This is a genomic window from Maritalea sp. YIW29 (assembly GCF_057219265.1).
Genome location: NZ_JBXVVF010000001.1, coordinates 264341 through 284861, shown reverse-complemented (window position 1 = coordinate 284861; position 20521 = coordinate 264341). Strand labels below are relative to the sequence as shown.

Genomic DNA, 20521 nt, shown 5'->3' with positions numbered 1-20521 from the left:
GGCGGCGCAAATGCTGCCCCAAAATGCTTACCCGAACAGCGCTTGGAAAATCATGCGCGTCCCAACAATCAACAAATATCCCGCCAGCACCTTTTTAAGAAGCGCCGCTGACAATTTATGCGCAATTAGCGCACCAACTGGGGCAAACAGAATGGCCCCAATCGCTAACATCGCCATTGCTGGGATAGATATATACCCAATAGACAAAACGGGTAACTCGGCAACGTTCCAACCTGAAATGACAAACCCAATTGCTGCAGGCAGCGCGATAAACACGCCAAGCGCCGAGCTGGTGCCCACAGCGGTGTGAACCGGTGTGCCCAGAACTGTCATGGTCGGCACACTTAGCGAGCCCCCTCCAATGCCCATCAGAGAGGAAATATAGCCGATAAATGTCGCGCTGATGCGATGGGTCATGGATGATTTCGATAGCCCGCCCATCAGCATTTTTTGTAGCGGCACAACAGAATTAATCGCGATAAAAAACGCCATCACGCCAAAAATGATCCGCAATGTAAATGCTGAATAAAGCCCGGCGCTAAGCCCACCTAGGAATGACGCGATAACCATTGCCGGCGCCCAAAGGACCAACAATTCACGCGATACTGCACCCCGCTTTGCATGTGACCTCGCGCTTGAAAGCCCCGTCGGCACAATCACAGCAAGCGACGTCGCCACTGCGATATGCATGATGATATCTGGTGAAATGCCCATCAATTGAAAAATGGTCGCCATTACCGGCACCATAACAATGCCGCCGCCGACGCCCAAAAGCCCTGCCATAACTCCAGCAGCAACCCCTGCCCCCAAAAGCCAAAGCGCCATCGGAAGAAGCGTAGGCACTAGTTCTGTTATTTGATCCATTATCTACTCATTGCGGCCCGTAATTGATCGATGACCATTTTTCGCGAATCCTGCGGGGCACTGCAAGTGGCGTCTAGCGCGGTACGTCCATCATCTGCCAATAAATGCGGATTTGCGCCGCCTTCAATTAGTATCTCAACAACAAATACCGAACACCAACCCGCAGCATTGTGCAGCGCAGTCCGACCGGTTGAAGACTTAGCATTGGGGTCTGCGCCAGCGCGCAGCAGTAGGTCGACAACCGGCAACCCGCCTTTTGGACCTGATGCAACAAAAATCAACGGCTCGCCAATTCCATTCTTTTGGTTCGGATCGGCACCGCTGTCTAACAAATAGGAAAGTTCAGACGCATCATTATTGCGTACCGTTTGAAATATTGTAGGTTCTTTGCCCATCCGCTGCACGCAGCCGAAAAGAAGCCCCAGCAAGGGTAAAAGCAATAGCAGTCTCATGACGCACACCTTTCTCCCCAATTGTAGAATTCTGCGCGAAACTTCCCAAGAACCAACAGGTATCACGCAATCCCATGAGCCAAGACTAGCACAGGTTCACCAGCAAATCGTAAACCCGATGCATTTGATGCAATTAAGACTAAGAATGTCTGATTAACCTAGCGCCTATTGACAAACAGGGCTTGGCTTATTGCTCAGCTACAGCCAGCCGCGCGGCCAACAATCCAAAACTCATTGCAACTGTTCGACGAAACCAAGCCATAAAACGGGGGGAACCGGTGAGTAATTGTCGAATGGAGAACGCAAACGCGGCAAACAAGGCAAAAACCAAGAATGTCAGCGCCATGAAAATCCCGCCAAGTAAAAGCATTTCAACCGTATTGTTCGTCGTGTTGACGCTCACAAATTGTGGCAAAAACGCAAGGAAGAAAATCGAAAGTTTGGGGTTAAGCGAATTGATGGCAATCCCGCTTATAATCACCTTTTTAAGAGCGACTTTCTCTTTGGGCGTGTCGTCCAGTTTTATTGGACCACTTGAGCGCAGAGTTTGCCAAGCCAAATAGAGCAGATAAGCGACGCCAACATATTTCACTAACTGGAAAGCGAGTGCACTTGTGTGCATCAAAACCGCTAGACCAGTAATAGCTGCCATTAGGTGCGGCACAATCCCAAGCGTGCTTGCAAATGCTGCCACAATGCCTGTGCGCCAGCCCTGAGCGATTGCCACAGCAACCGCGAAAACCATCCCCGTTCCTGGGATCAGAATGACCACCATGCAGGTCAAAAAATATTCAAATGTCATCGTTTCCGCCCTCAAAAATCAATGATCAACCATAATCGATCAATTGTGGCAGAAAGGCGCACTATGCCTGCTTTTCAGAAATTCTATAGGTGCAGCGACGAGCGCCAGAAACAATATGGCTTTCTCGCTGAACATTTGCGCCTTCTCCCAGGACTGTTCGAAACAAATTTAGTTCCGACTTGCAAAAGCCTTGGCAAGAGGTTGCGGCAACACAAATTGGGCAATGGTTTTCGTGCAGCAAGAACCCATCATCGGTGTTCTCAACCTCCGCCATATAGCCTTCTGCTTCGCGCATTTTTGCAAGCGCCACAACTTTAGACTTAAGACTTGAACGCACAGATATGCCAGCATTGTAAGCATCCAGTGACCGCTGCTCGCGTTTGGCGACAAGCCTGTCCAAACCCTCCTCGCCGAATATTTCAACGACCGAATTGATCATTTCGAGCGTCAGATCGGCATGTCGATCTGGAAACCGCTGGTCGCCTTTTTCCGTCAATTGCCAATATTTTTTGGGTCGTCCAACGCTTTCACGCCTATCTTCGCTTGTTACCAAACCATTTTGCGCAAGCTTTTCCATATGTTGTCGAACCGCGACAGAGGTCGTGCCGACAAGCTCACCAAGGGCCACAGCTGTTTGCGGGCCTCGTGTTTTGATGAGGAATAGAAGTCGTTCGATGGTCTTTTCGTCAGATAATTTCATCCAACCAATCCTTATTTGTTAGCGCAACATAATAAAAAAAGGTTTGACTTGTCAAATAATCTTCATTATTCAATTAAGAAAGACAAATCTTATTTAATTAGTGAGGCACGATATGACACCCCGCAAAACACAATACACTCTCCCTAGTGCGTTTCCCTTTGCGCGATCAATTGTGCATCACTATGCCCTGTTTGGTGGGAATACTGTCCCCCTCATCAAACAGGGCACCCCCCATTGCGAAAGTTGCGGAAAACAAAACTCTCACTTCGAATTCTATGCCAGTATTGCAAAATGAGTACCGACCAAAACGCCAACGCGCACGCTCGATTTGTTGATCTTTTCATTGAAGGTCGGGCATTGCTCACCCTTACTTTGATCCTGTCTGTCGGCTCCCACGCGACAAACTTGTTTGTTACGCGCACCGTTCTGCCCACCATCGTTGCCGATATTGGCGGTAAAGAACTCATGTATTGGGCTTTGGCGCTTTTTCAAATCGCAGCAATTGTCGGTGGCATGGGCTCGGCTCAGATAAAGGCAAAACTTGGTGGCCGACATACCGTCTATCTCGCAGCAATCCTGCTGATCATCGGATCATGTTTTGCTGGCTTTGCAAATCGGTTTGAGCTTTTAATTATCGGCCGCGGCTTTCAAGGCTTTGCAGAGGGCATGTTGATCTCACTTGCCTATATAATTCTTGCCGAAAGCTACAAGAACAACCTTATGGCCCGCATGATTGGCGTTTTGGCCATTGTCTGGGCGGTTGCGGCGGCAATTGGCCCCTTAGCAGCAGGCCTTCTTGAGGCAGCTTTTGGCTGGCGCTCGGCATTTCTTGTCAACTTGCTCATCGCCCTCATTTTGATTGTCCAATCCCGCATTGCTGTAAAACAAGAAATCTCAAGCGCCAAAACCAATCGCGTGCCCATTGCCCGCATGGTTTTGTTCGTAACCGCGATTACTGCATTGTGCCTAACCGGGCAGTTGAATGATCCACTTCAGATTGGTGCCGTTTTGGCCATCGCTGCTACATTGTTGACACTTGCCATCAGGCGAGATCAAAAAGCAGCCAACCGGATGCTCCCCAAATTCATATTCACTGCAAAAAACACCATTGGATTGGGGTTTTGGATCAATATCTCAATTAGTTTAGCTGCTGGCGGGCACGTTGTTTATGCCGTTGCAATGTTGCAAAGCATTTGGCAGCTCAACCCCATAAATGCTGGCTATATAGCATCCATTCTTGCAGCAACGTGGTCAATTGCGTCCTGGAGCCTTTCAGGTGTCACCACGCTCAAAAACCAACTCAGCCTCGTCCGGCTTGGCGTCAGCCTAATTACATTTAGTTTCCTACTCACCGCCTTGGGTTGGGCACAAGCGAATTTAGTCATCACGGGCCTCGGTTTCGCTATGATGGGCACCGGTCTTGGCACGTCGACCATGTTCCTTGAAAAAAAGATCATGCACGCCGCAGAACGGGCCGAAAAAGACAGAACCTCGTCCATGTTGCCGCCAATTGATAGCGCGGCAGGTGCAATAGGCGCCGCCTTTGCCAGCATTTTGGCATTATCGCTTGGCCTATTTGGCGGCACCCCAACCTTTGGCATTTTGGACGCTGACGTTGCAATCAGGGTTGCACCTCAAATGTATTTGATCTTCTTCGCCTTGGCCCTGCCTGCTATGGTGATGACATTCCTATTGCCGCTTGACGATTCTTCAATTGTGCAAAACTCCCCAATTGCCGATACCACCACGCCATAAATCACAATTTCATTTGAGATAAAAATGCAAACCACAACCACCCAAAGCGATCAGAGACTAGGGCTGTTCTCTAAACTTTTTCTGCCCCTCACGCTGATGAACATTCTGGTCGTTACGTCGCACGCCGTAAATGGCTATGTCACCGCCGTCATCGCGCCGTCAATCGTGCTTGATTTGGGCGGACGCGAATATATGTTTTGGCTTTTTGCACTCTTTCAAATCGGCTCAATTTGCGCAGGTGTCGTGGCAGGCAACTTCAAATTACGGTTTGGTGCACGCCCGATCTTTATAACCGCCAGCATTCTCTTGGCCGCTGGTTCGTTGCTCGGCGGGTTTGCTACTAGCCTGTTTTGGGTCATCGTTGCGCGAGGTATGCAAGGGCTGGCAGAAGGCATGTTGATCTCGCTCGTTTATGTTGTTCTGGCCGACCATTTGCCCGCAAAACTTCTGCCCCGAATGTTGGCCCTCAGTTCAACATTATGGTCTGTTGCAGCAGCCGCCACCCCTGCCCTTGCTGGGTCACTGACCCAATATGTTTCGTGGCGAGCGGCGTTCTTATTTAACCTACCGCTGGTCGCGATCCTGATCCTATTGGCCATATTCTATCTGCCCAAAAGTGCAGTGTCAGCGGAAAAAACCAAGTTCCCAATAAGGCGTTTACTGCTGCTGATGAGCGCATTGCTGATCGCAGGTTTCGCAGGGCAAGTTCAGGATTTAGTTTGGTTGATTTTGATCATCGCATCATCTGCAACATTGCTAGTAGCCTTCGCGGTGTTTGACCAAAAAGCTGAAAACCGTTTCATGCCGCCAAATCTATTTTCACCCAACTCCAATATGGGGCGAGCATTTATGGGACTTGGGCTTTTCGCAGTCGGTTCGAGTGCCGCCAATATTTACATGGTGGCGCTCATACAATCGATTTGGGGCCTGTCCCCACTTGCTGCCGGATACACCGTCGCATTGGTCGCGTTTTCGTGGACATTGTTTGCCTGGATGGCCAATCGCATTGAAGATCATAGGCTCCAACTTATTTCGATCCGTTTGGGGGGCACATCCATTTTGGCCGGTTATTTGATAAGCGCCGCCGCTGTTTATTTCGGCGCGTATGTAGTTGTTGCCATCGGCATGATTTTCATTGGCGCAGGGTTCGGCGCATCGAGCCCACTCATTCGCCAAATCATCATTACCCAAGCGCCCCAAGAGCATAAATCGATTGCCTCGGGCGCCATCGCGCCTGTGCAATTCACCGGCGCTGTCGTCGGCGCAACGCTCGCTGGTTTTTGCGCTCTAACATTTGGACTGTTTGATGGCGCAACAAGCGAAAGCGTGTTCGCTGCCGAAACAGCCATGCGCTCGGGTGGTGCAATGTTGTTGGCATTTACACTTTTCCCAATAGGCGCTCTATTTGCCCTGTTTAGTTTAACGCTACCAAAATATCAGCCTGCCGAAACGGCCTCAACAACATCCAATTGAGTTCACTCAAAGCCAATGGCAACTTGATAAATGCCGGTTACCACTTCGGCCATTCGCTCAAAGTCCAACGTGTCATAAGTATCAGTTGATCTATGGTAATGTGGATTTCTAAATTCAGACGTGTCAGTAACCATCACAGCAGTATATCCTTGGCGCCAATAACTGCCGTGATCGGATCGCACCAAATCGGTTTGTTCAATAATGTCATCAGGCGCCACAACCGGCAGCGCAGGGACAGACCCTGCGGCGCTTAACATGTCGGCAATGTTGGATACCAAATCGAGTTCCGATTGCTTCCCAACCACTACGACAAAGTTCCCGACACTGGGATAAAACTCACGCATTGCGGGATCTGGATAATCCTGTGAGTTGGGCTCGTCTGTGAAATATCCAATCATCTCAACTGACATCATGAATTTCACGTCAGTGTTTGCGGCACGCAATGAGCTCGCATGCACAAAGCTTCCCATCTCTGGGCCGACGAAATATGGAAGTTCCTCGGTGGAATAGGCAATTAGGTCAATTCGATTGGCAAGCTTGCCCTCATAACGCTCCAGCAATCGTGCGACTTCAAGAATCCCTGCAACACCACTTGCATTATCATCAGCACCGGGCAGGTCACCCTCAACATCATAATGCGCACCAATGATAATGCGGCTGCTATCCAATGGGCCAAACGTGCAAATAATATTTTTCTGCGGCACGCCACCCGCCACATATTCCTGATCAGATAAACGGCATCCAGTCTCACTGAACTTCTCTGAAATAAACGCTGCCGCCTGGGCGATTCCAACGGCATTGCCCGCGCGTCGCGGGAGAACACTCGTCGATAGTGCAATCACATCAGACCGAAGCCGATCAATGTTGGCACGTGCCGTTTCTTGGCCCATTATTGATGCCGGCATCATTGTCGCCATCGTAACAACCGAGCAAATCAACATCGATTTAATCGTCAACTTCATGCAGAATTCCATTCGAGTTTTATCTGAACATTCTGCTGATGAGCTTTAGCAGCCACAATGACGCTGCGCTATTCCCTTGGAAGAAATCGCGATCAACTTTGTTCGTCGTGGGGTAAGAATTTATCGCAGCGTTCAAAACTAACTCTTTTGAACAACGCGGTTCGCCAGCACAACACCAACAATTGCAAACAGTGCACCGCCAATCGCGGGGCCGATCAGAACACCGTTCACGCCCCAAAAATATGCGCCAAGCAAAATGAAAGGCCAAGTGCCAATCGTGTGGCGGGCCCAATTCAGCACCATAGAATATACAGGACGGCCGAGCGTGTTGAACGCAGCATTGCTGACAAATAGCCAAGCTTCAAAGGTAAAAGCTAGCGCCAGCGGCCCGCAAAACAGGAAGACAAGCGACAACCCATCGCCCTCAATGCCAAACATTTGCGCGATGGGCACCCGCAAAATGAACAGCAAGGCCGACGCAACAAGAATATATGCCGTTACGAATTTTAGCGATGCGAATAAGGTTTCAAATACACGTGGTTTCAATCCGGCGCCAAAATTCTGGCCGATGATCGGCCCAACTGCGCCGCTGACGGTAAAGACAACTGAAAACGCGATTGGCACGATCCGGCGGACTATCGCAAACCCGGCCACCGCTTCTGTGCCATATTTCGCCAGCTCCCGCGTGATCAGTGCGTTACCAATCGGCGTTGCTAAATTGGCCATGATCGCTGGAACAGCCAATTTCACAACAATCAGAAAATCCTGCCGGACCCCCTTAAAACTGGGTTTTGCAATTCCATTATATTTGAGGATGAGCGGCGTGACCTGCGCAATCAGAATTGCGACATAGGCGGCTACTGAAGCCAAAGCTGCGCCCTCTAGTCCAAGACCAAACCCAAATATCAATATCGGGTCAAGAACGGCATTGAGCAATCCACCAATTGCAATCGAAATCATGGGCTGCTTAGCATCGCCGTGGGCGCGCAAAATGGTGCCGCAAATCATGCCAAACATCAGGGTCGGCATAATCGGAAATAGGATTTGAAGGAAGGATCTTGTCAGCCGCGCGGTTTCGCCTACTGCACCGAGCAAACCAATAATGCCATCTAAATTGATTAACACAAGTGCAACGATGGTGCAGCTCAAAACCAGGCCGATGGTCAACGTGCTCATCACCTGACGGCGTGCCTCCCCGCGTCGCCCTGCGCCAATACTCCTTGCAGCCAATGTCCCAGCCGCCGTAGAAACGCCGACACTTATCATTGTTGCGGCGAACATCACCACGCCACCATAGCCTGCCGCAGCGGCAAGGCTGGCATTGCCCAACATTGAAATGAAGAGAAGATCCACAAACCCAACAGTGTGCAAAATCATCGAGCCAAGGCTCGACGTCAAAGACACAACCATGACGTGCCGAAGTGGACTGCCCGTCGTGAACTTGGCTTGGATCATGGGGTCGACTTCTGACGGGGATGCAGGATGGCCAGACGAGCAACTACGGTGCCGTGCAAGCGCACTGCATTATCCGTTTTCAGATCAATCAGGAATTTAGCGTGCCTCAAAGAAAAAGACTATCGCCTTGCTCTTTGATGATTTGTTTGGCTTTAGCAATCGCTGCGGCGCTGACCAAATCGGCGCTGCCCAAACGATCTGCTCGAATGAAAGTAGATGTTTTCAGCTCACCAGCGATTTCTTTTTCGATCGTGCCCGCCAATTGATATTCTGAGCCGACTTTCATTTCGGTGGCCTTGATCAAATAACCTTCATGGGTTTCCTCACCCAAAACCTTTGGCTCACCTGACGCAGCTTCGTCGCCACCTAATCCAAATAGCTTCTTCAAAAATGACATATGCGCCTCCGTTACAATTTAGTGTTCTGCATAGCCTATCACGCACGCGCTGCCAATATCTGTCCAAACTTCGCCATTGCACCAATTACCTCATGAGCGCTCGCACCCAGCACAGTCAATTCATATTCCGTTTTGGGCGGGATCGTTGGGTAAATTGTTTTAGAAACAATCCCCGCTGCCTCAAGGTCTGCCAGACGCTGGGCCAACATGCGAGGGCTAATGCCGGTCAATGAGCGCTGCAATTCAGAATAACGTCGTTTGCCCGGCAAAAGATCGCGAATGATCAAGGTCGTCCATTTGCCACCCAGCACATCATTTGCCCGCGCTACCGGGCAAGTCTCGTCGCAACTTTCTTCCAACAATATTGGACCTCTCGAAAAAAATTAACACTATACTTTTGGTAACTACTTCCTTTTGTATAGTTGATGAATTAGATCATGGCAAGGAAACAACGGAGCCTTACATGACTAAACAAAAAACTCTTCTTTGGATCATCGCCATTTCTCAATTTGCCCTCGGCGCGCTGACCCTCTTTATGCCGCAGCAGTTCTTTTTGCTGATGGGTTTAACCGCGCCACCAATCGACAACAACTACATGTTGGGCATGCTCGCTGGCCGCTTCTTCGCCTATGGCGCTGGCATGGCAATGTTGGCGCGTCACGAGAACCCAAGCCCATTTTGGATCCGCAATATGATCTTCATTCAAATGGTGGATTTTGCGGTCGGCGCGTTCTATCTGGCGACCGGCGTAATTGGTATTTCTGTAGCCGCGTTCCCAATGTTCAATGCGGCGTTGTTTTCTATTTTGCTGTGGCAATGGTTCCCTAAAACCGTTGCGCAATAAAATCACGCGCGGTCGTTTTTGTGCGACCGCGTTTACACCTTGGAAGGGTTTTCAAACTAAAACACATAAGCTGATGACTTCTAACCTCATGATTTGATTCAACAAAACAACATAACAGTTTGAAATTGAATCGCATTTCGCCACATGCGCAAAACAAATCTATGCGCGGTAGATGAAATTGCCGCTGGTCAATTTTTGGCAAAATCGCAGAAATCATCATTGATAAATTGATTCAATAAACACCGCTAACCCATTGGTGCAGAATCTAAATCCCTAAACGCTCCAAATTCCGCCTTTGCGCGAATTTCCCATTGCGTGTTAGTGCGGGCTCAACCCTATTTGTGAATCTTTTGAATCACTTAGGTTAGATTTTTCATTAAAAGTAAGGCTGACACAGCAAATCTATCTAAGAACTCTGCAATATTGGGTTGCTGTATTCGCCTTGGCAACACTTTGGCAGCATAAAAAAAGGGCCCCGCAGGGCCCTTAAATTTAATGCTCGTCAGATCGTTTAGTTGTCCAAGAAGGACCGCAACTTGCGGCTTCGACTTGGGTGCTTCAACTTACGCAAAGCTTTGGCTTCAATCTGCCGAATACGCTCCCGCGTCACGCTGAACTGTTGGCCAACTTCTTCCAACGTATGGTCGGTGTTCATGCCGATACCAAAGCGCATCCGCAGCACACGTTCTTCACGTGGAGTAAGCGAGGCGAGAACCCGCGTTGTGGTTTCACGCAAGTTCGATTGGATCGCCGCATCAATTGGTTGGATCGCGTTGCTATCTGGAATGAAGTCACCAAGATTGCTGTCTTCCTCATCGCCAATTGGCGTTTCCAAAGAGATTGGCTCTTTGGCAATTTTGAGAACTTTGCGAACTTTGTCCAAAGGCATTTGAAGCTTTTCGCTCAATTCCTCAGGTGTTGGCTCGCGACCAATCTCGTGCAACATTTGACGCGATGTCCGTACGATCTTGTTGATCGTCTCGATCATATGAACCGGAATACGGATCGTACGCGCTTGGTCAGCAATTGAACGGGTGATCGCTTGACGGATCCACCAAGTCGCATAGGTCGAGAACTTGTATCCCCGACGATACTCAAACTTATCAACCGCCTTCATCAAACCAATATTGCCCTCTTGAATAAGATCCAAGAATTGCAATCCACGGTTTGTATATTTCTTAGCGATCGAGATCACCAAACGAAGGTTGGCTTCTACCATTTCCTTCTTAGCAATCGCTGCTTCGCGCTCACCTTTTTGCACTTTTTGAACCAGCTGACGATATTCAGCAATATCAACACCGGTTTCTTGTGCAAGGGTTTTGATCTCGTCACGCAACTCTTCAATTGTATCGCGCTCAGCGATAGCAAAATTTGTCCAACCCGCGATTGGTAGCGTAGACACTCGGTCGATCCATTCAGGGTCCAACTCAGAACCTTGATACTGCTCCAAGAAGTCCAAACGCTTGATGCCGTAGCTTTCCGCCAAACGCAAAAGACGACCTTCAATACGCACAAGGCCTTTATTGATGTCGTATAGCTGCTCAACCAGCGCTTCAATCCGGCCATTATGCAATGACAAGGATTTTACTTCCTTGATCACTTCAACATGCAGGTCAGCAAGCTTTTTCTGTTTACCAGAAGTCAGGTCTTGTGCGGCAAGCTTTAGTTCAACCTGCTCATCGTGCAATTTACGCAACTTGGCGTAGGTGTTCGCGATCAGATCAAAAATCTCAACAACTTGCGGCTTTAGCTCAGCTTCCATCGCAGACAATGAGAGATTGTTCTCAAACTCGTCATCATCATCGTCATCATCGTCGCTATTTTCGCCCTCTTGGCCTTCAGGCTTTTGCTCGTCGTCTGTGCCATCCTGATTAGAGTTGGCAGCTTGACTGGCGGCAAGAACGTTAGGACGGCCATTTGTTGTATGGGCGTTGGGTTCCGCGGTTTTGGCATCCGGGCCAGCATATGTTGCTTCCAGATCAATAATGTCTCGCAACAAAATCTCGCCATCGGCCAACTGGTCGCGCCAAATAATAATCGCCTGGAACGTTAGTGGGCTTTCACACAAGCCTTCGATCATGGTCTCACGACCAGCCTCGATACGCTTAGCAATCGCAATCTCGCCTTCGCGGCTCAACAACTCAACTGTGCCCATTTCACGCAAATACATGCGTACTGGATCATCAGTTCTGTCGGAGCCTTCGCGAGCGTTCGATTTCGAAGCAACCGCCGTACCCGTTGCAACCGCAACTTCTGTACCCGTTTTGGCGCGCTGTTCTGCCTCGTGTTCTTCTACTTCATCTTCTTCGATAACAGAGATGCCCATTTCTGAAAGCATCGCCATCACGTCCTCAATTTGTTCTGATGACACTTCGTTAGAAGGCATCACCTCATTGAGTTCGTCATAAGTCACATAGCCGCGTTTTTTCGCGAGCTTGATCATTTTCTTGACCGCAGAAGCGGAAAGATCGAGAAGGGGTCCGTCTTGACCTTCGCCTGATTCTGGCTTCTCAGTTTCTTTCTGAGCCTTAGTCGCCATTCATGTTCTCCTGAACGGGTAGCCGGCAAAATCGCCGAGTATATAGGTGAGACAATAAAGCCGAGACAAGGGCGATTGCCGTAAGTTCCCTAAGGGAATACAACCATCATGCTTTCAGTTTCGTTACCAAATGCGCTCAACTTAACGTCAGATGCACAAAAACGCCGACCGTAACCTTTACGTTAAAGATCCCGTGTCGAGCGCCCAGATAACGAACCAAATCCCTCAATCAGAGCCTCAGTGCCATCAACACTGGTAATCTGGTTCTGGATGTCACGCAGCCTTTCATACGACTCTTCGCTCGGGTCACTGCCCAGCGCCAATTCGGCTGCTTTAAGCTCTCTATTTAATCGATGTGATTTATAATGCAAGGCCAAAGCGTGATTTAATCCAACCTCAGCATCAGAACTATCAGCTTCTGGAGTGACCTGCCAAATGCCCTGCTGGCGCACAATATAGTCAATTTGTGCCAATTCCGCTTCGCAACCAAACTTTGCAAGCGCCATCCGCAAATCTTGATCCTTAATTTCAGGGTTTGCTGTCACCTGCGACATCACAACATCCAAAATCCGCCGAACGGCATTCGATGTTAGATCAATTTCGGCCAAGTCTTCCAGATGCCGTTCAACCAGTTCGGGGTGATTGATCAACCCAGCAATAATCACCGCCTCGCGCGAAGCGACCCCCGTTGCCGCAGAATTTGGCGCCAATGTCTTTTTCAAAGAGCTGGAAACCTGATAACCACCACGCCCGACGCTCACCGCGCCCCGCGCATCTCGGCCAGCTTCCCGTCGAAAACCAGAATTATTCTGGTTGTTGCCACCGGTATATTTGCCGTTGTACTGGCGTTGCGGCCGGAAATATTTATAGAGCTTGTCGTTAAACGCTTGCCCATAATGTTTACTGACAGACTTATCGCCTATCTCATTCGCAATGCCCCGCAAGCGATGCTCCAACGCCGCTTTCGCTTCTGGCGTGTCGGCATTTACGCTGCGCGTTTCGCGTTCCCACACCGCTTCAGAAAGTGGCGTTGCACTGCCCAACAGGCTTTCAAAACCTTTGCGGCCTTCTTTTTGAATGAGATCATCCGGGTCAACACCCTCTGGCAGGGTAGCGATTTTGGCCGAAAATCCGGGCTTTAACATCGGCAACATGATGTCCATTGATTTTGACGCAGCCCGTTGCCCAGCTATATCGCCGTCAAAACAAAGTACCGGACTGTCCGTCATTTTCCACAACAGACCAAGATGTTCTTCGGTCAGCGCTGTGCCCAATGGCGCAACCGCACCTTCAAAGCCCGCCTGCACAAGTGCGATCACATCCATATAGCCTTCAACGACAACAAGCGGTTTACCATCGTGAGATGCCTGTCGCGCCATTTGACCGTTATAGAGCGTGCGCCGTTTGTGAAAGAGCTCCGTTTCCGGCGAATTTAGATATTTCGCCCGCGCCTCCGGCGACATGGCTCGTCCACCGAAGGCAACCACCCGCCCCCGAAAATCGTTAATTGGAAACATCAAGCGATTGCGAAAACGATCAAACGGCACGGCGATATCATCGCCAGCAATCAACAGACCACAATCAATCATTTCTTGAGCAGTGACACCATTTGAGGCGAGATATTCTTTCAGCCCATTGCGGCTATCTGGTGCAAATCCCAAACGAAACATGTTCTGGAACTTTGGCAGCACACCGCGCTCATGCAAATATCCACGGGCCCGCGCGCCAACATTTGCAGCAAGCGCTTGCTCAAAATAGCTCGCGGCCAAATCCATCACATCGTAAAGCGATTTGCGTTTAAGGTCCCTTGCTTCGGCCTGTGCGTCACGTGCAGGCATTGGAATACCCGCCTGGTTGGCCAATTTCTCAACGGCCTCAGGAAAGTTCATGCCTGTTTTTTCAACAAGAAACCGGAAATGGTCCCCAGAAACGCCACAACCAAAACAATGGTAGCGCCCACGACGGTCGTCTGCATGAAAACTTGGGGTCTTTTCGCCGTGAAATGGGCAGCAAGCCCAAAAGTCGCCCTTTTGCGGCTGAGACTTTTTCTTGTCCCATACGACCTGCTCTCCCACAACTTGGGAGATCGAAATTCGATCACGAATGTCGTCTAAAAATTGATCTGTAAACCGCATCGACACAATCTAAGGGGCAAGAGGGGGTGAGCGCAAGGGATGGTTCTGCACTTTAAGGTGTTCAATCCACCGCGCGTTCAAAAAAAACGATATCACCGTCAAAGCCAACATCCTTGGCTGCATCCTTTTCAACGCGAATTTGGTGAAATCCACATTTTTGCAGCACTTTCATCGATGCGGGGTTCGAAGAAAGCGCATGTGCCTTCGCAATTTTCACCTTCGAGTTTGACCTTATCTGCGCCAACCCAAACTGCACAAAAACCGATGCTAAACCCTTGCCGCAATGCTCTTCGCCCACCCGATAGCCGAACTCGGCTTTGCCATCTTCAAAACTGATGTTCAGGCGACCAACAATTTGCTCGTCGACATAGGCGACAAAATATTTGCCTTCGCTGGCATCCGCTTCGCGCACCAGCGCATCAATCGCTTCTGCCATGCCAGCCTCTGTCAACATTTCTGCCGAACGCGGCGGCACAAAGGTCGAAAAGAATGCCGCGTTCTTTAACTCAAACGCCAGTAAAGCGGTACAATCTTGTGCGCTCACCAATCTGATATCGGGCATAGCATTCTCCATTCGTGAGAAACTTGAGGTTGGAATTCAGATCAGTTGAACCAGAGTGCAAACAGACCTGCTTGCCCGCCCGTCAAGATTGAAAACCGTTGGAATATTGCATTGTCAACAACACGACCACGTTCCAAATAGGGCGCGAGCGCCGCGCCATGCAACAACAATAGCAGGTCAAAGTCGCCCGGATCATTCATGAGTTTAGCAAAGTTCACACCAACTTGCATGTCTGGTGCCGTGTCACTTGCGCCCTGCACGCGCCAAAATGGAATAAGCGCTTCGCCTTCAAGTATTGCTGAAACTTCACCTAAAACCGCTTGCCACCCTTGCGCGGTTTCAGCATCAACTTCCACGCCAAATACAGACTTTTGCTTGCTGTTGGGCAACCATTCGGCGTCATCGTCTGTTTCAAACTCAAGTGTCTGCCAAAATGCGGCATTATTGGCGATCATATCTTTGAAATGCGCCAATGCGCGCTGCGTACGTTCTTTTTCAGGTTTGCCATGCAGCGCTGTCACAACAATCGCAATCGTATCGATCAGATTCTCTTCGCCCAAAATGGGATCTCGAACAACCACACCCATTTTTTCCATCTGTTGGCGACCGCTCCAAACTTTCGAAATCGCAGATGTAGGGTCAACAGCAAGCACCATCTCGGACATGCCTTGCAACACATGCACATAGGCCAACAGCCAGTAAGCGTCCGCTGTATCAAACTTCACAATTGGCAGGTCAGCCTGTGCATCACCAACATCAATCGCGGCGCCCAAGAACCCGCTAATGGACTCGTCAACGGCTTTCACACCATCTTTATCGATATCAAACCAGACATTGTTCAAATCAACGGGCACAACGAACTCTTTGCCAGCCACCTGCTTAAGCGTCGCTTGAGCCTTTGCTAGTCGCACAATGGCACCAACTAGCGCTGTTTCTACAAAAGCGGGATCAAACTTTGCATCTGGGTTGGTGCGCAAAACAGTGCGGCCGCCGGGCACAAATGGCAATTGCCCCGCATAAGAACTATACCGCTCCTGCAAAATGAACTCGATCGCCGCCAAGGCCTGGGTCGCACCAAGCAAAAATTGCGTGCTTGGCTCTTGCGGTAAACTCTCAAGATAAGATGCGGCGGGTACCAAGCCCTGCTCGGACAAGGTTTCATCAAACTGATCTTGGTCGAACGCCTGCACGCTACACACGAACAATCCAAAGGCTAAAATGGATGCAGCGAATTGTTTCATGTGCCCAGTTCCCAATTTCAATTATCCGTTCAGCGCAGCTTTCACCAGCTTTGACGCGTGACCAAAATCAATGCGTCCAGGGAACTTACCCTTCAACACACCGACCACTTTGCCCATATCACGCAAACCTTCAGCACCAGTCTCTTCAATCGCCGCTGCGATCGCGGCGCCCAACTCATCATCATTTAGCGGCTGGGGCAGAAATTCCTGAATGACCGCAATCTCTTCACGCTCTTGTTGCGCCAGTTCCGGACGATCATTTTCAGCGTAAACGGTTGCAGACTCTTCGCGCTGCTTCACCATCTTTTGCATGATTTGCAAAATCTCTTGCTCGCTCACCGGTTCTTTGCCTTGGCCGCGGGCATCAATATCGCGGTCTTTGATCGCAGCATTGATTAAGCGGTAAGTCGATGTCCGACGTGTGTCGCGCGCTTTCAGCGCTGTTTTGAGCGCTTGGCTGATTTTATCTCGCATAATTTCGCAAAATTCCCTGATGATTTTCAATGAAGCTTATACCCAAGCTGCCCTTCAATGCCAATTGGTCTTTGAATTTAAATCTAAGGGGTTGATTCAAAACGGTTAAATCTTTGCTTCGAATCTGTTGACCATTTTTGCATTCTCACATAGTGTCCGCCCGATCCAGACCAGCTTGAATTGCGCGAAAAAAAACGGAAGCGCAAACGCACATCTAGGCGACAAAGCTGCGAAATTGGATCGGTCAAATTTACGCCCCTGACGCAGCGTTAAAAGGATTTGTGATGACCGGCTGGCAAGAAGAAAAACCTAACGCACTTCTCATTCTAGAAAATGGTACACGCATCGAGGGCCGTGGGCTTGGTGCAACTGGCCACGCCGTTGGTGAAGTTTGCTTCAACACCGCGATGACTGGCTACCAAGAAGTGCTCACAGACCTTTCCTATGCCGGGCAAATCATCACCTTCACATTCCCACATATCGGCAATGTTGGTGCGAATGATGAAGACATTGAAACGCTTGATAACGCCAGCGCATCTGGGGCTAAAGGCTGTGTCTTGAAAGCTGATATCACGAACCCTTCGAACTATCGCGCTGCAGGGCACCTCGATGCATGGCTGAAAGAACGTGGCATCATTGGCATTTCAGGGGTCGACACAAGAGCCCTCACCGCCTTCATCCGCGAAAACGGCCTCACAAACGGTGTTATTGCCCATGCGCCGGACGGCGTGTTTGACGAAGCGGCAATCAAAGATGCGCTAGCAAACTTCAAGGGTTTGGAAAATGCCGACCTCGCGGCAGACGTTTCAACAGGCAAGACCTATGAGTGGAGCCAGGGGCGTTGGGTTTGGAACGAAGGCTTTTCGCCTGTCGACAGCCCAAAAAACCATATTGTTGCCATCGATTACGGCGCAAAAGCTAACATTCTTCGCTGCCTCGCCCATGAAGACGTAGCCGTGACCGTTGTAAGCGCATCAACCTCCGCTCAAGACATTCTTGCTCTAAAACCAGACGGCGTATTCTTGTCAAACGGACCCGGCGACCCGGCGGCAACAGGTGAATATGCGGTTGGAATTATTAAAGAGCTGATCGCAAGCGACAAACCAATCTTTGGCATTTGTTTGGGCCACCAATTGCTGGCTTTGGCGCTAGGCGGCAAAACCGTCAAAATGCACCAAGGCCACCATGGCGCAAATCATCCGGTGAAAGACCTGACAACGGGCAAAGTTGAAATCACATCCATGAACCACGGTTTCGCGGTTGATGCAGATAGCTTGCCCAATGGCATCACCCAAACCCACATCTCACTGTTTGATCAATCAAACTGTGGTCTAACGGTCGATGGTAAACCGATCTTCTCTGTGCAATATCACCCAGAAGCATCGCCCGGCCCGCACGACAGCCACTATTTGTTCAAGCGCTTTTTGGACAATGTGCGCGGTGACACCGCCGACGCATAAGTCTTGCTGAGATTTGAATTGGGCGAAGGGTGCTAAACTAAACCTTCGCTCCATTTCTGTGGCACGCGCTTCGCAAGCAAATTGAGCAGCGACGCAAATGCCCGTTCTGCTGGTTTGCGGAAACGCCATTCAAATGCTTTTGAAAACACAAATGCCGCTGCATAGGTTAGTCCCATCGCTGCCAACACGCTTACCCAATAAGGCACAATTGGGTTCAAGCCGTTTAGGATGAGAAATCCCAAATTCTCATGCAACAAATACCAAGAGTAACTTAGCAGCCCGATATGCCCCAGCGCGTGGCTCAAATACGGAATTTTCGGCAATCGCCAGCCAACACAATATGTCGCAAAAATTCCGACCAACCCAAGAAGAATTATGCCGGTCGTTATTGGCATCAGTTCGAATATGGCGCCACCCTCTGAGCTCAAAACAATGGTGGTCAACAAGCTCAGCAGGCACAATGCTACAAACAATCCGCTAAACGAAGCCGACTTGTTTTTCAATTGAACACCAACAACGCCGATGGCGAAAAGCGGCAAATATGGTGCAATCACTAGCTTTTTAAGCACTGTCGCGACTGTGCCTAAACCTGCGATCTGCCCACTCAACACTTCAACAATCAGCCACACGGTACCCAGCAATATTGAACAATACGCAAACACGCGCGCGAGTTGTTCGCCCTGCTTGATCACCAGCGCCAACAACCCAATAAATACATAGAACTGCACTTCAACCGTGATCGACCAAAACGAGCCGCTCACCCACTCAAACACGCCGCCTAGCAATGCCAAATTCCCCAGCAAATCCATAAGCTGCGGTGCTACATCACGATAGTTATATTCCGGCAAAAGTGGCAACGGAAACACTTGATCAATGGCAAACATCAATATCGCAGCGGCGGCGAATGCCGGATAAATCCTGGAGAACCGTTTCGCGAAGAACGTCCAAATTGTTGGCGCACGCGCCAGCGTAAAGAAAATGCAAAATCCGGAAATGATAAAGAAGAAATAGACGCCTATGCCACCAAAGCCCACTTCAGGCAAACTGCTTTGCGTCGCACCAAAAACTTCACGCGGCAAGCGGGCAGTATAGTGAAAAAGAACGACCAACAGCACGGCGACCGCACGAAAAATGTCGAGTGTTAGATCGCGATCAATTGGCGCGCTCACACTGGAGTTACCACCCGCCGTTGCATTCTTTTCGGCATCAAACAAGCCGTTCACCTCACGAAGACGTTTCTTGGTGAAGTGTAGGCTGCAGAAGTAAATTCTTCCGTGCCGAATTAGGTTAATTAAAGCCGATCAACGCTAAACGTGTCGCACTGCCCGACATTGCCAGATTTGTAACCACGTTCGAACCAATCTTGGCGCTGCGCAGAAGTGCCGTGGTTGAAGTTTTTCGGCACCACAAACCCTTGGCTGCGCATCTGAATGGCGTCATCACCAATTTGTTCGGCTGCGTTCAATGCCTCAGCAATATCGCCGCGCTCTAGTAGGTTCTGCTCACCAACATAGCTCGCCCAGACCCCAGCATAACAATCGGCCTGCAATTCGACACGCACAGAATAGGCATTGGCCTCAGCTTTGCTCATTCCGCGACGCTTCTGGTTGAATTCTGGCAGCACGCCCGTCAATTGCTGGACATGGTGGCCAACTTCGTGGGCCAGCACGTAGGCCTGAGCGAAATCACCCCCTGCCCCAAATTGCCGACGTAGTTGGTCATAAAAGCTCAGATCGAGATAAATCTTTTGGTCCCCAGGACAATAAAATGGCCCAGTTTGCGCGCTTGCTGTGCCACAAGGTGAACTTGTAGAATTTGAGAATACCACAAGCGTCGGAGCACGATATTCAAGATCATTTTGTCGAAATACTTCGGACCACAGTTTCTCAGTCTCATTGAGATTAACGGCAACAAAATCAAACAGTTTATCGTTTCCAGCATCTGGCAGCGGCCGATTGTCGGAGGGCCGATAGGTGTTCCCGCCACCCGTGGAAATGGAGCCGTCTAGCAGGCTCATAGGGTTAATGCCCAACGCCATCGAGATCACAACAACCACAATGATCATCAGTAAACTACCGGCACCACCTTTGCCGGCACGGCTGCGCGGCATAGGAATACGCGCACGGTTGCCACTAGATCGCCTAGACGAGCGAGAACGGCTTCCTCGTCGGTCTTCAATATTTGAACTTCTATCGCGACCTTGCCACTTCACTGCGTCGTTCCTCACCCATTTCGATCTCAATCGACTGCAGATAACCGCAAATTTAAGTATCGGACCAGCAATTTTCGGCCACTCCACATAATTCTCGGGCCGCCAACAGGTCGTTTTCCACAACTTAATTCTTCACAAAACTGTCGCACGCCCGCCGCCAAACTGAAACAATTTCCACCTATTGCTTCCTCATC

19 protein-coding genes are annotated in these 20521 nt (G+C 49.8%); 4 read left to right on the top strand and 15 right to left on the bottom strand.

Translation table 11 applies throughout. The annotated features are described in order from the left end of the window. Window positions 1–27: 27 nt before the first annotated feature. The 4 genes from AC2D8L_RS01410 to AC2D8L_RS01395 form a co-directional block, all read right to left on the bottom strand. Window positions 28–864, bottom strand: coding sequence for a sulfite exporter TauE/SafE family protein (locus tag AC2D8L_RS01410; protein ID WP_484683668.1), 837 nt, complete (start codon window positions 862–864; stop codon window positions 28–30). Further along, on the bottom strand, window positions 864–1316 hold the full coding sequence (locus AC2D8L_RS01405) for an ankyrin repeat domain-containing protein (protein WP_484683667.1): 453 nt from the start codon (window positions 1314–1316) through the stop codon (window positions 864–866). The genes AC2D8L_RS01410 and AC2D8L_RS01405 overlap by 1 nt, the downstream gene beginning before the upstream one ends. Window positions 1317–1503: 187 nt before the next feature. Next, window positions 1504–2118, bottom strand: coding sequence for a LysE family translocator (locus AC2D8L_RS01400; RefSeq protein ID WP_484683666.1), 615 nt, complete (start codon window positions 2116–2118; stop codon window positions 1504–1506). A 61-nt stretch (window positions 2119–2179) separates the two neighbouring features. Beyond that, complete coding sequence (locus AC2D8L_RS01395; protein ID WP_484683665.1) at window positions 2180–2818, bottom strand: helix-turn-helix transcriptional regulator; 639 nt, start codon at window positions 2816–2818, stop codon at window positions 2180–2182. A gap of 291 nt (window positions 2819–3109) precedes the next feature. Here AC2D8L_RS01395 and AC2D8L_RS01390 point away from each other — a divergent pair, with 291 nt between their 5' ends. Both AC2D8L_RS01390 and AC2D8L_RS01385 read left to right on the top strand, forming a co-directional pair. Next, window positions 3110–4573 (top strand): MFS transporter, encoded by a 1464-nt coding sequence (locus AC2D8L_RS01390; protein WP_484683664.1) that lies wholly within the window; start codon window positions 3110–3112, stop codon window positions 4571–4573. Window positions 4574–4597: 24 nt separating this feature from the next. Next, complete coding sequence (locus tag AC2D8L_RS01385) at window positions 4598–6046, top strand: MFS transporter (protein ID WP_484683663.1); 1449 nt, start codon at window positions 4598–4600, stop codon at window positions 6044–6046. Window positions 6047–6048: 2 nt separating this feature from the next. Here the strand turns inward: AC2D8L_RS01385 and AC2D8L_RS01380 are convergent, their stop codons facing one another. From AC2D8L_RS01380 to AC2D8L_RS01365, 4 genes are all read right to left on the bottom strand, one after another. Continuing rightward, a complete protein-coding gene (locus tag AC2D8L_RS01380; protein ID WP_484683662.1) occupies window positions 6049–7008 on the bottom strand; it encodes a M28 family peptidase in 960 nt (319 codons plus the stop codon). 138 nt (window positions 7009–7146) lie between these two features. After that, on the bottom strand, window positions 7147–8463 hold the full coding sequence (locus AC2D8L_RS01375) for an MATE family efflux transporter (protein ID WP_484683661.1): 1317 nt from the start codon (window positions 8461–8463) through the stop codon (window positions 7147–7149). Window positions 8464–8569: 106 nt separating this feature from the next. Beyond that, entirely contained in the window at window positions 8570–8860 is a 291-nt protein-coding gene (locus AC2D8L_RS01370; RefSeq protein ID WP_484683660.1) for an HlyU family transcriptional regulator, read from the bottom strand. 38 nt (window positions 8861–8898) lie between these two features. Continuing rightward, window positions 8899–9222: a winged helix-turn-helix transcriptional regulator gene (locus AC2D8L_RS01365; RefSeq protein WP_484683659.1), complete on the bottom strand. Its 324-nt coding sequence runs from the start codon at window positions 9220–9222 to the stop codon at window positions 8899–8901. Window positions 9223–9323: 101 nt separating this feature from the next. Between AC2D8L_RS01365 and AC2D8L_RS01360 the strand changes: the two genes are divergently transcribed. Continuing rightward, on the top strand, window positions 9324–9704 hold the full coding sequence (locus tag AC2D8L_RS01360) for a hypothetical protein (protein WP_484683658.1): 381 nt from the start codon (window positions 9324–9326) through the stop codon (window positions 9702–9704). A 511-nt stretch (window positions 9705–10215) separates the two neighbouring features. Here AC2D8L_RS01360 and rpoD read toward each other — a convergent pair. The 5 genes from rpoD to AC2D8L_RS01335 all read right to left on the bottom strand — a co-directional run bounded on the left by rpoD (window position 10216) and on the right by AC2D8L_RS01335 (window position 16655). After that, on the bottom strand, window positions 10216–12243 hold the full coding sequence (rpoD, locus tag AC2D8L_RS01355) for an RNA polymerase sigma factor RpoD (RefSeq protein WP_484683657.1): 2028 nt from the start codon (window positions 12241–12243) through the stop codon (window positions 10216–10218). Window positions 12244–12425: 182 nt separating this feature from the next. Further along, complete coding sequence (dnaG, locus tag AC2D8L_RS01350) at window positions 12426–14378, bottom strand: DNA primase (protein WP_484683656.1); 1953 nt, start codon at window positions 14376–14378, stop codon at window positions 12426–12428. A 61-nt stretch (window positions 14379–14439) separates the two neighbouring features. Beyond that, the gene (locus AC2D8L_RS01345) at window positions 14440–14940 is read right to left on the bottom strand and encodes a GNAT family N-acetyltransferase (RefSeq protein ID WP_484683655.1); all 501 of its coding nucleotides are present in this window, start codon (window positions 14938–14940) and stop codon (window positions 14440–14442) included. 41 nt (window positions 14941–14981) lie between these two features. Beyond that, a complete protein-coding gene (locus AC2D8L_RS01340; protein ID WP_484683654.1) occupies window positions 14982–16181 on the bottom strand; it encodes a hypothetical protein in 1200 nt (399 codons plus the stop codon). A 21-nt stretch (window positions 16182–16202) separates the two neighbouring features. Then, window positions 16203–16655, bottom strand: coding sequence for a GatB/YqeY domain-containing protein (locus AC2D8L_RS01335; protein WP_484683653.1), 453 nt, complete (start codon window positions 16653–16655; stop codon window positions 16203–16205). A gap of 284 nt (window positions 16656–16939) precedes the next feature. Between AC2D8L_RS01335 and carA the strand changes: the two genes are divergently transcribed. Continuing rightward, entirely contained in the window at window positions 16940–18115 is a 1176-nt protein-coding gene (gene carA / locus AC2D8L_RS01330; protein WP_484683652.1) for a glutamine-hydrolyzing carbamoyl-phosphate synthase small subunit, read from the top strand. 32 nt (window positions 18116–18147) lie between these two features. Here carA and AC2D8L_RS01325 read toward each other — a convergent pair whose 3' ends face one another. Continuing rightward, window positions 18148–19329, bottom strand: coding sequence for an acyltransferase family protein (locus tag AC2D8L_RS01325; RefSeq protein ID WP_484683651.1), 1182 nt, complete (start codon window positions 19327–19329; stop codon window positions 18148–18150). A gap of 77 nt (window positions 19330–19406) precedes the next feature. Next, entirely contained in the window at window positions 19407–20327 is a 921-nt protein-coding gene (gene ypfJ, locus AC2D8L_RS01320) for a KPN_02809 family neutral zinc metallopeptidase (RefSeq protein WP_484683650.1), read from the bottom strand. Window positions 20328–20521 lie beyond the last annotated feature (194 nt).